The following is a 14,610-nucleotide window of genomic DNA, read 5'->3' as shown; positions in this document are numbered from 1 at the left end:
CCGGGCCGGGACCGGTCGGTCCCGGCCGCCCCTGAGCCGCCGGTCAGAGGCGCGACCATGCCTCGGTCAGCACGCCGCGCAGGATCTGCTCGATCTCGTCGAACTGCTGCTGGTCGGCGATCAGCGGCGGGGCGAGCTGCACTACCGGGTCGCCGCGGTCGTCGGCGCGGCAGTAGAGCCCGGCCTGGAAGAGCGCGGTGGAGAGGAAGCCGCGCAGCAGCCGCTCGGACTCGGCCTCGTCGAAGGTCTCCCGGGTCGTCTTGTCCTTGACCAGCTCGATGCCGTAGAAGTAGCCGTCGCCCCGGACGTCACCGACGATCGGCAGGTCGGTCAGCTTCTCCAGGGTGGACCGGAACGCCGCCTCGTTGGCCCGGACGTGGCCGATCAGGTCCTCGCGGGCGAAGACCTCCAGGTTGGCCAGGGCCACCGCGCAGGAGACCGGGTGGCCGCCGAAGGTCACCCCATGGGCGAACATGCCGGTCTCGGTGAGGAAGGGCTCCATCAGCCGGTCGCTGGCGATCATCGCGCCGAGTGGGGCGTACCCGGAGGTGATGCCCTTGGCGGTGGTGATGATGTCGGGCTGGTAGCCGTACCGGTTGGCGCCGAAGTACTCGCCGAGCCGGCCCCAGGAGCAGATCACCTCGTCGCTGACCAGCAGCACGTCGTACGCGTCGCAGATCTCGCGGACCCGCTGGAAGTAGCCGGGCGGCGGCGGGAAACAGCCGCCGGAGTTCTGCACCGGCTCCAGGAAGACAGCGGCGACGGTGTCCGGCCCTTCCCGCTCGATCGCCCGGCCGATCTCGTCGGCCGCCCACCGGCCGAACGCCTCGGGGTCGTCGCCGTGCTCGGGCGCCCGGTAGAAGTTGGTGTTCGGCACCTTGATGCCGCCGGGCACGAGCGGCTCGAAGTCGCTCTTGATGCCGGGCAGGCCGGTGATCGACAGCGCCCCCATCGAGGTGCCGTGGTAGGCGATGTAGCGGCTGACCACCTTGTACTTGTTCGGCTGGCCGGTGCGCTTGAAGTAGGCCCGGGCCAGCTTCCACGCCGCCTCGACGGCCTCCGAGCCGCCGGTGGTGAAGAAGACCCGGTTCAGGTCGCCGGGCGCCAGCGCCGCCACCTTCTCGGCCAGCTCGACGGCGGTCGGGTGGGCGTACGACCAGAGCGGGAAGTAGGCCAGCTCGGCGGCCTGCTTGGCGGCCGCCTCGGCCAGTTCGGTCCGACCGTGGCCGGCGTTGACGACGAAGAGCCCGGCGAGGCCGTCCAGGTAACGGCGGCCCTGCGAGTCCCAGACGTACGCGCCCTCGCCGCGCACGATGGTCGGTACCTCGCCGGCGGAGTAGCTGGCCATCCGGGTGAAGTGCATCCAGAGGTGGTCGGTGGCGTTGGCCATGTCAGCCTCATCGGGTCTCGGGCCGGTCCGGGGTGACACCGGCCGCTCTGCCCACGGTTATCCCATAGGCAGTGCTGATAACGCAAGCCTTTACGGCTCTGTGCAACGGATTCAGCGAGTGGCATCGGCGACTGCAACGGATTCCGCAGGGTGTTCGGCCGTGTAGCCACACCTCGGCGGCCGGGACCGACCCCAGGTGGCCGTGCTGTCGGGGCTCGCCGGCCGAGCGCCGGATGGGGCAATTGGTGCTGGTGGGCGTCGGGGCAGTGCCCCTTACCGCCACCGCGTTGGGCGAGATCGCTCCCGCCCAGCTTTGGGTGCGTTTGTGGTTGCCCTGGCCACAACAAACGCACCCGGAGGCGCGCCCGGGCGCCGGGACGTGCGGGAGGTGTCCGGTCATCCCGGCGGACGGTCCGTGGCACACCGGGCTGGCCGGCCCGTTCATGCTCGCCCGGCTGCCGGATGGCAGCGAGGTGGCCTATCTGGACAATCAGCTCCGCGGTGAGATCGTGAGCGATCCATTGGATGTTGCCAACCTGGAGCGCAGGTGGGAGAGCGTCACCGGTGAGGCGCTTCCCACCGCCGGTCGATCCAGCTGATCAGGGAAGTGGCGAGGACATGGAGCTGACCGACGCCCGCTGGCGCACCGCCACCCGCAGCAGCAACAACGGCGGCGACTGCGTCGAGGTGGCCGACAACCTGTCCGGCCGGGTGCTGGTCCGGGACGGCAAGGACCGCGACGGGGCCACCCTTGCCTTCACCCCGACCGCCTGGCGGGCGTTCGTCGCCGCCGCGAAGGCGCGCTGATCACGCCGTACCCCAGCTGTAGGTCTGCTTGCGCAGCTTGAGGTAGACGAACGCCTCGGTCGCCAGCACCCCGGTGACGCCCCGCAGCTTCTGCAGGATCTCCAGCAGGTGCTCGTCGTTGCGGCAGACCACCTCGGCCAGCAGGTCGAACGAGCCGGCGGTGATCACCACGTAGTCGATCTCCTCGAACTCGGCGAGCCTGTCCGCCACCGCCTCCAGGTCGCCGTCGGTGCGCAGGCCGATCATGGCCTGGCGGGGAAAGCCGAGCTGGAGGGGATCGGTCACCGCGACGATCTGCATGACGCCGACGTCGAGCAGCCGCTGCACCCGCTGCCGGACCGCCGCCTCGGAGAGCCCGACGGCCTTGCCGATGGTCGCGTACGGGCGTCGCCCGTCCTCCTGGAGCTGCTCGATGATCTGCTTGGCCACGTCGTCGAGCAGCGCGTGACTGGCTCCTTCACGCACGGTGATGCGCCGCGTCCCGTTTCCGTTCTCGAGCTGCCGGTTGGCCATCGTCGCTCCCGCTTGTCCGGATCCTTGGGGCTGAGCGTAGTGCCCGCGCGCAGTCTGGCGTATTTCGTGGTCCATCGCTATTCCCGCAACGGAATCCCTTGTAAGGAAGGTCACTGCATGTCAGGATCAGTCGTCCATCGCCATTGACCCTCCCGCCGGCGTGCCACCCCCGTCCCGCCGCCGACGATGACCCCCAGAGGAGTCGTCACATGCGTAGTCCCCTCCGGCCCCTCACCCGGCGTGGTCTGCTCACCGGCACCCTCGGCTCGGCCGCGCTGCTCGCCACCGCGGGCACGCTCGCCGGCTGCGGCACGAAGGGTGCCCAGCAGACCGAGGCCGGCTGTAAGAGCGAGGACCTCTCCGCGACGGAGAAGAAGCTGGCGTTCTCGAACTGGCCGCAGTACATGGACGTCGACGAGAAGGACGAGGCCAAGCGCCCCACCCTCGACGCGTTCATCGCCAAGTCGGGCATCCAGGTCACGTACACCGAGGACGTCAACGACAACAACGAGTTCTTCGGCAAGGTGCAGAACCAGCTCGCCGGCTGCCAGTCCACCGGGCGGGACGTCATGGTCCTCACCGACTGGATGGCCGCCCGGATGATCCGGCTCGGCTGGATCCAGAAGCTGGACAAGGCCAAGCTGCCCAACGTCGAGGCGAACCTGCTGCCCTCGCTGCGCAACCGTTCCTTCGACAGCGACAACCAGCTCGCCATTCCGTGGCAGTCCGGCCTCGCCGGGCTCGCGTACAACGCCAAGGTGACCAAGGAGATCCGGACCGTCGACGAGCTGCTCACCCGCCCCGACCTCAAGGGCAAGGTGACCGCGCTGTCCGAGATGCGCGACACGATGGGCCTGCTGCTCCAGTCCAACGGACACGACCCGGCCGAATTCACCACGGCCCAGTTCGACGACGCCCTCAACAAGCTCAAGAAGGCTGTCGACAGCAAGCAGATCCGCAAGTTCACCGGCAACGACTACGCCCCCGACCTGGCCAAGGGCGACATCGCCGCGTGCATCGGCTGGTCCGGGGACGTGATCCAGCTCGGCTTCGAGGACGAGAAGATCAAGTTCGTGGTGCCCGAGTCCGGCGTGATGCTCTGGTCGGACAACATGCTGGTGCCGAACAAGGCCAGCCACCGGGCCAACGCCGAAGAGCTGATCAACTACTACTACGACCCGGCGGTGGCCGCCAAGCTGGCCGCGTACGTCAACTACATCTGCCCGGTCAAGGGCGCCCAGGCCGAGATGGAGAAGATCGACCCGGACCTGGCGAGCAACCCGCTCATCTTCCCCGACGACGCGATGCTGTCGAAGTCCAAGGTCTTCATGGCCCTGGACGAAAAGCGGGAGAAGGAGTACGAGACCAAGTTCCAGCAGGTCATCGGGGCGTGAGCAGGATGGCATCCGAGACACCGGCCGGCGACCTGAGGCTGGCCAACCTGACCAAGCGGTTCGGCGTCTTCACCGCGGTCGACGACCTCAGCCTGACCATCCCGCAGGGCTCCTTCTTCGCCCTGCTCGGCGCCTCCGGCTGCGGCAAGACCACCACCCTGCGGATGATCGCCGGACTGGAGGAACCGACCAGCGGGCAGGTGCTGCTCGGCGACCGGGACATCGCCGGGCTGCGGCCGTACAAGCGGCCGGTGAACACCGTGTTCCAGAGCTACGCGCTCTTCCCGCACCTGGACATCCACGAGAACGTCGCCTTCGGGCTGCGCCGCCGCGGCATCCGCCAGGTGACCGACCAGGTCGAGCGGATGCTCGCCCTGGTGCAGCTCGACGGGTACGGCCGGCGCAAACCGGCCCAGCTCTCCGGCGGCCAGCAGCAGCGGGTCGCGCTGGCCCGCGCCCTGATCAACCACCCGCAGGTGCTGCTGCTCGACGAGCCACTCGGCGCGCTCGACCTGAAGCTGCGCCGGCAGATGCAGATCGAGCTGAAGCGGATCCAGACCGAGGTCGGCATCACCTTCGTGCACGTCACCCACGACCAGGAGGAGGCCATGACCATGGCCGACACGGTCGCGGTGATGAACGCCGGCCGGATCGAACAGCTCGGCGCCCCCGCCGACCTGTACGAGTACCCGGCGACCGCGTTCGTGGCGAACTTCCTCGGCCAGTCCAACCTGCTCGCCGGCGAGGCGTCCGGACGGGCCGGCGACGAGGTGCCGGTCACCGCGCACGGCTCGCGCTTCGCGGTGCCGGCGGCCCGCGCCCGCGTCGACCACGGGCCGGTCTTCCTCGGCGTACGCCCCGAGAAGCTGCACCTGGCCGCCGACCCCGGCGCGGTGCCCGGCGCGCACCAGCACCTCGGCGGCGTGGTCACCGACGCCTCCTACGTCGGGGTGAGCACCCAGTACCTGGTCCGCACGGCCTGGGGCAGCGAACTGTCCGTCTTCGTGGCGAACAGCGGCGTCGGCGGCCGGTTCGCCCTCGGCACCCCGGTGACCGCGCACTGGGACCCGCGGCACGCCTTCCTGCTGCCCCGCGAGCCCGGCGAGGACGACCAGACCGCCCCGCTGCTGGACGAGCCGCCGGTGGGGGTCGGCTCATGAGCGGGTACCCCCGACCGCACGGCCCGGCGCGCCGCCGTGGCGGCGTCGGGTGGGACGGGTCGGCGTCATGACCGCCCTGGCGCACGTGTCCACCCCGGCGGGGGAGCCGGCAGCGCCGCCGACCCCCCGCCGGGGGCGGCACCGGCTGCTGCCGTACCTGCTGCTGCTGCCGGGCGCGGCCTGGCTGCTGGTCTTCTTCGCCCTGCCGCTGCTCCAACTCGCCGCCGCCAGCCTCTACGACCCGAGCGGATCGCTCGCCACCGGGTACGCGATGACCTGGGCGTTCGGCAACTACCCGGCCGCGCTCGAGCAGTACTGGCCGCAGCTCGCCCGCTCGTTCGGCTACTCCGCGATCGCGCTCGTGCTGGCCCTGCTCATGGGCTACCCGCTGGCGTACGGGATCGCGCAGAAGGCCGGCCGGTGGAAGAACCTGCTGCTGGTCGCCGTGGTCGCGCCGATGTTCACCAGCTTCCTGGTCCGCACCCTGGCCTGGAAGACCATCCTGTCCGACAACGGCTGGGTGGTCGGGCTGCTGCGCGACGTGCACCTGCTCGGCCCGGACGGCCGGCTGCTGGCCACCCCGTTCGCGGTGATCCTCGGCCTCACCTACAACTTCCTGCCCTTCCTGGTGCTGCCGCTGTACGCGAGCCTGGAACGGCTGGACCCGCGCCTGCTGGAGGCGGCGAGCGACCTGTACGCCAGCCCGCTGCGGGCCTTCCAGAAGGTCACCCTGCCGCTGTCCATGCCCGGGGTGATCGCCGGCACGCTGCTCTTCTTCATCCCCGCCACCGGCGACTACATCAACGCCGAACTGCTCGGCACGCCGAACGAGTACATGATCGGCAACGTGATCGACTCGGCGTTCCTGGTCCGGCTGGACTACCCGCAGGGCGCCGCCCTGTCGTTCCTGCTGATGGCGGCGATCCTCGCGATCGTCTTCGGCTACCTGCGCAAGGCCGGCACGGAGGAGGTGCTGTGAAACTGCGACGTTGGCTCGCCGACCGGTGGGTGATGGGGGTGGCGCTGCTCGTCCTGCTCTACCTCTCGCTGCCGATCATCGTGGTGGCCGGGCTCTCCTTCAACCGGCCCTCCAGCCGGCTGTCCTACGACTTCCACGAGTTCACCCTGGACAACTGGACCCATCCCTTCCCGACCCTGGAGATGCGCGACGCGGTCATCCGCAGCATCGAGATCGGCCTGATCGCCACGGTCATCTCCACCGTCCTCGGGACTCTGATGGCGTTCGCCCTGGTCCGGCACGGCTTCCGGGGCCGGGCCGGGATCAACGGGCTGATCTTCCTGCCGATGGCCACCCCCGAACTGGTGATGGGCACCTCGCTGCTCGCCCTCTTCGTCGCCGCGCAGATCCCGCTGGGCTTCTGGACCATCGTCATCGCGCACGTGATGTTCTGCGTGTCGTTCGTCGTGGTCACCGTGAAGGCCCGCCTCGCCGGCATGGACCGGCGGCTCGAGGAGGCGGCCATGGATTTGTACGCCAACGAGTGGCAGACCTTCCGGCGGATCACCCTGCCGCTGGTGCTGCCCGGCATCGTGGCGGCCGCGTTGCTGGCCTTCTCGCTCAGCTTCGACGACTTCATCATCACGAACTTCAACTCGGGCACCACCGTCACCTTCCCGATGTACGTCTGGGGCGCCGCCGGGAAGGGCATCCCACCCCAGGTCAACGTCATCGGCACGGCGATGTTCGTGATCGCGCTGGCGGTCGTCGGGGCCAGCTCGCTCCAGGGCCGTCGGGCCCGGCGCGCGGCTCTCGCGGCGCCCGTCGCGGCCGTCGGGGCGCCGAAGAGCGCGTCATGATCCTCCCGCATACCGGCCGGGCGTTGGCCGACGCCGCGCCCGTCCCGTACTGGCTCGACCGGGCGGAGCGCCCCGACCCGCTGCCGCCGCTGGCCGGCCCGCACCAGGCCGACCTGCTGATCGTCGGCGGCGGGTACGCCGGCCTCTGGACCGCGCTGCTGGCCAAGGAGGCCGACCCGGATCGGGACGTGCTCCTGGTCGACGCCGGCACCTGCGGCTGGGCGGCGTCGGGGCGCAACGGCGGCTTCTGCGCGGCGTCCCTCACCCACGGCCTGGCCAACGGCGTCGACCGGTTCCCCGGCGAGATCGCCGAGCTGGACCGGCTCGGCCGGGAAAACCTCGACGCCATCGCGGCGGCCGTCGCGAGGTACGGCATCGACTGCGACTTCGACCGCAGCGGTGAACTGGCCGTGGCCGTCGAGCCGTACCAGCTTGCCGGGCTGGCCGCCGACGCCGACCTGGCCCGCCGGTACGGCCACGACGTCCGGCTGCTCGACCGCGACGAGGTACGCGCCGAGGTGCACTCGCCGACGTACCTGGGCGGGCTGTGGGACCGGGACCGGGTGGCCCTGCTCGACCCGGCGCGGCTGGCCTGGGGACTCCGCCGGGCCGCCCTCGACCTCGGCGTACGCGTCCACGAACACACCCGGGTCACCGGCCTGGCCCGGGACGGCGGCGCGCTGCGCGCGACCACGGCCGGCGGTGCGGACGCCGCTCCGGGCGCGGTCCGGGCCCGGCAGGTGGTGCTCGCCACCAACGCGTTCCCGCCGCTGCTGCGCCGGCTGCGCGCCTGGCTGGTGCCGGTCTACGACTACGCGCTGATGACCGAGCCGCTGACCCCGGCCCAGCGGGACGCGATCGGCTGGGCCAACCGGCAAGGGCTGGCCGACACCGGCAACCAGTTCCACTACTACCGGATCACCGCCGACGGCCGGATCCTGTTCGGCGGCTACGACGCGGTCTACCACTACGGCAACCGGATGGCGCCCTCGCTCGAACAGCGGACGGCCACCTTCACCGCCCTGTCCGACCACTTCTTCACGACCTTCCCGCAACTGGACGGGCTGCGGTTCAGCCACCGCTGGGGCGGTGTCATCGACACCTGCACCCGGTTCTGCGCGTTCTTCGGCACGGGATTCGAGGGGCGGCTGGCGTACGCGGCCGGGTTCACCGGGCTCGGCGTCGGGGCCACCCGCTTCGGCGCCCGGGTCATGCTCGACCTGCTCGGTGGCGAGGAGACCCCGCTGACCCGGCTCGACCTGGTCCGCCGCAAGCCGCTGCCGTTCCCGCCGGAGCCGGTCCGGGCCGCCGGCATCCACCTCACCCGCTGGTCGCTCGCCCGCGCCGACGCGCACGAGGGCCGGCGCAACCTCTGGCTCCGTACTCTCGATCGTCTTGGACTGGGGTTCGATTCCTGATGCGCATCCTGCTCGTCGGCGCCGGCGGCGTCGGCTCCGCCGCCGTCGCCATCGCCGCCCGCCGTACCTTCTTCGACGCCATGGTCGTCGCCGATTACGACCCTGCCCGCGCCGCGCGGGCGGTGGCCGGCCACGGCGACCGGTTCGTCGCCGCGACCGTCGACGCCTCCTCCGCCGACGCGGTCGCCGCGCTCTGCCGGGAGCACCGGATCACCCACGTGCTCAACGCGGTCGACCCGCGCTTCGTCATGCCGATCTTCGACGGCGCGTTCGCCGCCGGGGCCGACTACCTCGACATGGCGATGTCCCTGTCCCGTCCCCACCCGTCGGCGCCGCACACGGAGACCGGCGTGAAGCTCGGCGACGAGCAGTTCGCGGCGGCCGCCGCCTGGACGGAAGCCGGCCGGCTGGCGCTCTGCGGCATCGGCGTGGAGCCCGGCCTCTCCGACGTCTTCGCCCGCTACGCCGCCGACGAACTCTTCGCCGAGATCGACGAGATCGGGGTACGCGACGGGGCGAACCTGACCGTCGACGGCTACGACTTCGCGCCGTCGTTCTCCATCTGGACCACCATCGAGGAGTGCCTCAACCCGCCGGTGGTCTGGGAGACCGGCCGCGGCTGGTACACCACGGCGCCCTTCTCCGAGCCGGAGGTGTTCGACTTCCCGGCCGGGATCGGCCCGGTCGAGTGCGTCAACGTCGAGCACGAGGAGGTGCTGCTCATCCCGCGCTGGATCGAGGCGAAGCGGGTCACCTTCAAGTACGGCCTCGGCAACGAGTTCATCGAGGTGCTGAAGACGCTGCACAAGCTCGGCCTCGACGCGGTCACGCCGGTGCGGGTGGGCGGCACCTCGGTCGCGCCCCGCGACGTGGTGGCCGCCTGCCTGCCCGACCCGGCCACCCTCGGCGACCGGATGCGCGGCAAGACCTGCGCCGGCACGTACGTGACCGGCACCGGCGTGGACGGCCGGCCCCGCCGGGTCTACCTCTACCACGTGGTCGACAACGAGTGGTCGATGGCGGAGTACGGCCACCAGGCGGTGGTCTGGCAGACCGCCGTCAACCCGGTCGTCGCGCTGGAACTGCTGGCCACCGGCGCCTGGTCCGGCAGCGGGGTGCTCGGGCCGGAGGCGCTGCCCCCGCTGCCCTTCCTCGACTTGCTGACCGCCTACGGCTCGCCCTGGGGGATGGAGGAACGGTGACCCGTTACGGCCCGATGTACGGCCCCGACATCACGTTTCTCGGCGTACCGCCCTGCACCCTGGAGGAGCCGGTCACCTACGCCGACGCGGACGTGGTGATCGTCGGCGCGCCCTTCGACGGCGGCACCTCCCACCGGCCCGGCACCCGGTTCGGCCCGTCCGCCATCCGGCAGGCCTGCTACCTGCCGCACGACGGCTCCCGCCCGTCGCTGGCGCTGCGCGTCGACGGCCTGCGGGACCTGCGCGTGTACGACGCGGGCGACGTGGAGATGTTCTCCGGCGACATCGAACGCTCGCTGGCCGCACTGGAGACCGCCGTGCACGCGGCCGCCGCCGCCGGGGCGATCCCGATCGTGCTCGGCGGCGACCACTCCATCGCCCTGCCCGACGCCACCGGGGTGGCCCGGCACCACGGACTCGGCCGGGTGTCGCTGGTCCACTTCGACGCGCACGCCGACACCGGGGACATCGAGTTCGGTTCGCTGCACGGGCACGGCCAGCCGATGCGCCGGCTCATCGAGTCCGGCGCGGTACGCGGCGACCGCTTCCTCCAGATCGGCCTGCGCGGCTACTGGCCGGGCCCGTCGACGCTGGCCTGGATGGCCGGGCAGCGGATGCGCTCGTACGAGATGACCGAGCTGGTCGCGCGCGGGCTGGACAGCTGCCTCACCGAGGCGTTCGGGATCGCGGTCGACGAGTGCGAGGGCGTCTTCCTCTCCGTCGACGTGGACGTGGTCGACCCCGGCATGGCGCCCGGCACCGGCACCCCGGAACCGGGCGGCCTGACCTCGCGGCAGCTCCTGGACGCCGTCCGGCGCTGCTGCAACGAACTGCCCGTGGTCGGGGTCGACGTGGTCGAGGTCGCCCCGCCGTACGACCACGCCGACATCACCGCGTTCCTCGGCAACCGGGTCGTCCTGGAGGCACTGTCGGCGATCGCCCGCCGCCGCCGTGACGCCGCCGGCGCCCCACCCTGGAACCCCACCCAACCCCTCCTCGACGGCCGGTGAGAAGGTTTAGTTAGAGCTATAGTCAACAGGTGGGTACGGCAGGCGGATCTTGGTCGGTCCGGGTCACCGGGGAAGTGCGCCAGTGGTTGCGCGAACTGCGGCGGAGCGACCCGGACTCCTATGAGAGCGTACGAGTGGCCGTGGACAAGCTGGCCGAGGCCGGTCCCGGACTCGGACGGCCACTTGTCGACACACTCCGCGGCAGCAGTATCCACAACCTGAAGGAACTCCGGCCCCGGTCGGGCCGGGACGTGGCGATCCGCATCCTGTTCGTCTTCGACCCCTGGTCGCAGGCCGTGTTGTTGGTCGCCGGTAACAAGGCCCGGAACTGGGGTCGGTGGTATCAGCAGAGCATCCCGTCGGCGGAGGTCGCCTACAAGACGTGGCTCGACCACGAGCGCGAGCGGAGGGGGGAGCGGTGACGGAATTCTATGACTGGGACGAGGTGCGGGCCGAGCTCGGCGGTGACGACGCGGCCTACGCGCACGAGCGTGCCCGGACCGAGGCCTGGGTGAGCGCCTTCCACCTGGCTGAGGAGCGGAAGCGGTTGGGTCTGACACAGCGCCAGGTCGCGGAGCTGATGGGGGTTACGCCGGGCCGGGTGAGCCAGATCGAGAACGGCGACCTCGACGTGAACGAGGTGGCCACCCTCGCGCGGTACGCGAACGCCCTCGGCGCCAAGCTCCGGATCATCTTCGACTACGGCGACGACCTCCGGCAGATCGCCTGAGGCGTCGATGGTCCCCGGGGCGCTGAGGCCCCGCCGACCGGTGACCTCAGCTCCGGCGATCGTCCATCGGGATCGCCAGGTGGTGGCAGTTCCGGCGACCGTCGGCGTCTGGACGACTGTGCGGGCGGCAGCGGCAACGGCCCCGCGTACGTCACCGGACCGATCCGTGTCATCGGCGACGACATCTACGATTCGGACCGGGACGGCGACGGGTACGCCTGCGACGACTGACGTGCGGCGGGCGGTGGGCATTGACAGCGGTTGTTCGGGTCCCGATCATGTGGGGACGCTGCGGCCATCACGGGGGACCGCGGCACAACTCTTCGGAGGACCTTCATGGGTCGAACCATGTCCGCACTCGCTCTGGGCGCCGCCACCCTGGCCGCCGCCGTGCTGATGGACACCGGGCCCGCGTACGCCGCCACCGAGCAGCTGCGCCTCGACTTCGACGCCACGCCGACCGGCCAGGTCGAGCCGGGACCGTGGACGTCGGGGTGCTTCGCCGACGTGGCCACGCCGGGCGACTCGGGTTGCCTGGCGGTGAACGCACCGGGCAGCCTGTCCCGCGCGACCCGGCCCAACGGCACCGGCAGCAGCCCGGCGGTTGCCTTTCCGGCCGCCGGAAGCGCGGTGATCGAGGTGCCGCACGCGGCGAACCTCAATCCGGGCAGCCAGGACTTCACCATCAGCGCCCTGGTCAAGCTGACCGCCGGTCAGGTCACCGCCGGGGCGAACCTGGTGCAGAAGGGTGTCTACACGACGACCGGCAGCCAGTGGAAGCTCCAGGCGGACAACGGCGTGCCGGGTTGCCGGATCTCCGGTTTCCGGGCGGGCACCTGGTATGAGGTGCGGCTCAACAGCGGGATCTCGATCGCCGACAAGGGCTGGACCTTCGTGCAGTGCAAGCGGCGCGGCACTCAGCTCACCATCACGGTGGGCGCCAACGCGCCGGTGCCCTACGCCGGGGACGCCAGCATGGACATCAGCAACACCGCGAAGGTGAGCGTAGGCGCCAAGGGCGCCGGCCTGACCAACAACGACCAGTTCCGCGGCGAGCTGGACAACGTGGTGTTCAGCGTCGGCTGACCCGGGCCGGTGCCGGTGAGCGGAGACAAGCTCCCCGCTCACCGGCACGGCGTCGGTCCGGGACCAGTCTCCCGCTCACCGGCACGGCCGTCGGTCGGGGACCAGCTCCGGCCCGCCGGCACGGTCGTCAGGCGGCGAGTCGGGAGCGGATGAGGAAGCGGACCCCTTCCGGGGCCTCCAGCGAGAAGCCGCTGCCGCGGCCCGGCACCACGTCGACCGTGAGCCGGGTGTGCTTCCACAGCTCCCACTGGGCGGCGGACATCCAGAACTCGACCGGCTCGGGCACCCCGTCGACCGCGAGCGCCGCGAGCAGGACATCCGATCCGCCGGTGCGGAACTCGCCGGCGGGGAAGCACATCGGGGCACTGCCGTCGCAGCAGCCGCCGGACTGGTGGAACATCAGCGGCCCGTGCTGCCCCCGCAGCGACCGGATCAGGTCGGCCGCCGCGGGGGTCAGGGTGACCGGGTCACCCATCAGAAGAAGCCCAGCTTCTTGGCGGAGTAGCTGACCAGCAGGTTCTTGGTCTGCTGGTAGTGCTCCAGCATCATCTTGTGGTTCTCCCGGCCGATGCCGGACTGCTTGTACCCGCCGAACGCGGCGTGCGCCGGGTAGGCGTGGTAGCAGTTGGTCCAGACCCGGCCGGCCTGGATCGCCCGCCCGGCCCGGTACGCGGTGTTCAGGTCCCGGGTCCACACGCCGGCCCCGAGCCCGTACAGGGTGTCGTTGGCGATCTTCACGGCGTCGTCCAGGTCGGCGAAGGAGGTCACCGAGACCACCGGTCCGAAGATCTCCTCCTGGAAGATCCGCATCGAGTTGTCGCCCTCGAAGATGGTTGGCTCCACGTAGTATCCGCCCGACAGGTCGCCACCCAGGTCGGCGCGGGACCCTCCGGTCAGTACCCGGGCGCCCTCCTGCCGCCCGATGTCCAGATAGGAAAGGATCTTCTCGAGCTGGTCGTTGGAGGCCTGCGCACCGATCATCGTGTCGGTGTCGAGCGGGTGCCCGGCGACGATCGCCTCGGTACGCGCCACCGCCGCGGCGAGGAAGTCGGCGTAGTGGCCCTGCTGGATCAGCGCCCGGGACGGGCAGGTGCACACCTCGCCCTGGTTGAGGGCGAACATGGTGAAGCCTTCGAGCGCCTTGTCCCGGAAGTCGTCGGAGGCGGCGCTGACGTCGTCGAAGAAGACGTTCGGGCTCTTGCCGCCCAGCTCCAGGGTGACCGGCTTGATGTTCTCGCTGGCGTACTGCATGATCAGCCGCCCGGTGGTGGTCTCGCCGGTGAACGCCACCTTCGCCACCCGGGGCGAGGACGCCAGTGGCTTGCCCGCCTCGACACCGAAGCCGTTGACCACGTTCAGCACGCCCGGCGGGAGCAGGTCGCCGATCAGCGAGAGCAGGTAGTGGATCGAGGCGGGCGTCTGCTCGGCGGGTTTGAGCACCACGGCGTTGCCGGCGGCCAGCGCCGGGGCGAGCTTCCAGACCGCCATGAGGATCGGGAAGTTCCACGGGATGATCTGCCCGACCACGCCCAGCGGCTCGTGGAAGTGGTACGCCACGGTGTCGTCGTCCAGCTCGCCGAGGGAGCCCTCCTGGGCCCGGATGGCGCCGGCGAAGTAGCGGAAGTGGTCGATCGCGAGGGGAATGTCGGCGGCCAGGGACTCGCGTACCGCCTTGCCGTTGTCCCAGGTCTCGGCGATGGCCAGGGACTCCAGGTTCTCCTGCATCCGGTCGGCGATCCGGTTGAGGATTAGCGAGCGCTCGGCGACGGGGGTGCGACCCCACGCGTCGGCGGCGCCGTGCGCGGCGTCGAGGGCCTTCTCCACGTCCTCGGCGGTGCCGCGGGCCACCTCGCAGAAGGTCTCTCCGGTGACCGGGGTGGGGTTCTCGAAGTACCGGCCGCCGTGCGGTTTCACGTAGTCGCCGCCGATGTAGTGGTCGTAGCGGGACTGCCAGTGGGTGGGGGCGTCGTAGCGCGTCATGGGTACCTCCGCCGTCCGTGGGGGGTGGACGGCGCCGACGCTAGTTTCGGGGACGTTGCAGCGACGTTGCGCGGGGCAGGTCGTACTCCTGGGCGAGCTGGC

General features: G+C 70.8%; 16 protein-coding genes. 12 read left to right on the top strand and 4 right to left on the bottom strand.

The window, feature by feature from the left end; genetic code table 11:
* Positions 1-43 precede the first annotated feature (43 nt).
* Entirely contained in the window at positions 44-1,390 is a 1,347-nt protein-coding gene (locus LQ51_RS27230; protein ID WP_046570615.1) for an aspartate aminotransferase family protein, read from the bottom strand.
* A 233-nt stretch (positions 1,391-1,623) separates the two neighbouring features.
* Here LQ51_RS27230 and LQ51_RS34145 point away from each other — a divergent pair, with 233 nt between their 5' ends.
* Both LQ51_RS34145 and LQ51_RS27220 read left to right on the top strand, forming a co-directional pair.
* Complete coding sequence (locus LQ51_RS34145; RefSeq protein ID WP_046570613.1) at positions 1,624-1,989, top strand: Scr1 family TA system antitoxin-like transcriptional regulator; 366 nt, start codon at positions 1,624-1,626, stop codon at positions 1,987-1,989.
* A 19-nt stretch (positions 1,990-2,008) separates the two neighbouring features.
* Positions 2,009-2,197 (top strand): DUF397 domain-containing protein, encoded by a 189-nt coding sequence (locus LQ51_RS27220; protein WP_046570611.1) that lies wholly within the window; start codon positions 2,009-2,011, stop codon positions 2,195-2,197.
* Here the strand turns inward: LQ51_RS27220 and LQ51_RS27215 are convergent, their stop codons facing one another.
* On the bottom strand, positions 2,198-2,710 hold the full coding sequence (locus LQ51_RS27215; RefSeq protein ID WP_046570609.1) for an Lrp/AsnC family transcriptional regulator: 513 nt from the start codon (positions 2,708-2,710) through the stop codon (positions 2,198-2,200).
* 209 nt (positions 2,711-2,919) lie between these two features.
* On the opposite strand from LQ51_RS27215, the gene LQ51_RS27210 reads away from it, so the two are divergent.
* The 10 genes from LQ51_RS27210 (at position 2,920) to LQ51_RS31550 (ending at position 12,528) form a co-directional block, all read left to right on the top strand.
* Positions 2,920-4,104 (top strand): ABC transporter substrate-binding protein, encoded by a 1,185-nt coding sequence (locus tag LQ51_RS27210; protein ID WP_046570607.1) that lies wholly within the window; start codon positions 2,920-2,922, stop codon positions 4,102-4,104.
* Positions 4,105-4,109: 5 nt separating this feature from the next.
* Entirely contained in the window at positions 4,110-5,264 is a 1,155-nt protein-coding gene (locus LQ51_RS27205) for an ABC transporter ATP-binding protein (RefSeq protein ID WP_046570605.1), read from the top strand.
* Positions 5,265-5,331: 67 nt separating this feature from the next.
* Positions 5,332-6,243, top strand: a complete 912-nt coding sequence (locus LQ51_RS27200) for an ABC transporter permease (protein WP_046570619.1) — start codon at positions 5,332-5,334, stop codon at positions 6,241-6,243.
* On the top strand, positions 6,240-7,082 hold the full coding sequence (locus LQ51_RS27195; RefSeq protein WP_231605900.1) for an ABC transporter permease: 843 nt from the start codon (positions 6,240-6,242) through the stop codon (positions 7,080-7,082). Before LQ51_RS27200 ends, LQ51_RS27195 begins: the two co-directional genes overlap by 4 nt.
* Positions 7,079-8,500, top strand: coding sequence for an NAD(P)/FAD-dependent oxidoreductase (locus tag LQ51_RS27190; protein ID WP_046570603.1), 1,422 nt, complete (start codon positions 7,079-7,081; stop codon positions 8,498-8,500). Before LQ51_RS27195 ends, LQ51_RS27190 begins: the two co-directional genes overlap by 4 nt.
* Positions 8,500-9,702 carry a saccharopine dehydrogenase family protein gene (locus LQ51_RS27185; RefSeq protein ID WP_046570601.1) on the top strand — a complete coding sequence of 401 codons (1,203 nt, stop codon included), beginning with the start codon at positions 8,500-8,502 and terminating at the stop codon, positions 9,700-9,702. Before LQ51_RS27190 ends, LQ51_RS27185 begins: the two co-directional genes overlap by 1 nt.
* Positions 9,699-10,712: an agmatinase gene (gene speB / locus LQ51_RS27180; protein WP_046570599.1), complete on the top strand. Its 1,014-nt coding sequence runs from the start codon at positions 9,699-9,701 to the stop codon at positions 10,710-10,712. The genes LQ51_RS27185 and speB overlap by 4 nt, the downstream gene beginning before the upstream one ends.
* 29 nt (positions 10,713-10,741) lie before the next feature.
* A complete protein-coding gene (locus tag LQ51_RS27175; RefSeq protein WP_046570596.1) occupies positions 10,742-11,134 on the top strand; it encodes a type II toxin-antitoxin system RelE/ParE family toxin in 393 nt (130 codons plus the stop codon).
* On the top strand, positions 11,131-11,442 hold the full coding sequence (locus tag LQ51_RS27170) for a helix-turn-helix domain-containing protein (protein WP_046570594.1): 312 nt from the start codon (positions 11,131-11,133) through the stop codon (positions 11,440-11,442). The genes LQ51_RS27175 and LQ51_RS27170 overlap by 4 nt, the downstream gene beginning before the upstream one ends.
* Before the next feature lie 348 nt (positions 11,443-11,790).
* Entirely contained in the window at positions 11,791-12,528 is a 738-nt protein-coding gene (locus LQ51_RS31550; protein ID WP_052745082.1) for a LamG-like jellyroll fold domain-containing protein, read from the top strand.
* A 127-nt stretch (positions 12,529-12,655) separates the two neighbouring features.
* Here the strand turns inward: LQ51_RS31550 and LQ51_RS27160 are convergent, their stop codons facing one another.
* Together LQ51_RS27160 and adh are read right to left on the bottom strand one after the other, a co-directional pair.
* Positions 12,656-13,003, bottom strand: coding sequence for a DUF779 domain-containing protein (locus LQ51_RS27160; protein WP_046570592.1), 348 nt, complete (start codon positions 13,001-13,003; stop codon positions 12,656-12,658).
* Positions 13,003-14,508 carry an aldehyde dehydrogenase gene (adh, locus tag LQ51_RS27155; protein ID WP_046570591.1) on the bottom strand — a complete coding sequence of 502 codons (1,506 nt, stop codon included), beginning with the start codon at positions 14,506-14,508 and terminating at the stop codon, positions 13,003-13,005. The genes LQ51_RS27160 and adh overlap by 1 nt, the downstream gene beginning before the upstream one ends.
* Between the last annotated feature and the right edge of the window lie 102 nt (positions 14,509-14,610).

Source organism: Micromonospora sp. HK10 (genome assembly GCF_000982955.1).
GTDB lineage: Bacteria > Actinomycetota > Actinomycetes > Mycobacteriales > Micromonosporaceae > Micromonospora.
The sequence above is the reverse complement of the archived record's forward strand: the minus strand, read 5'-3'. Positions and strand labels throughout refer to the sequence as shown.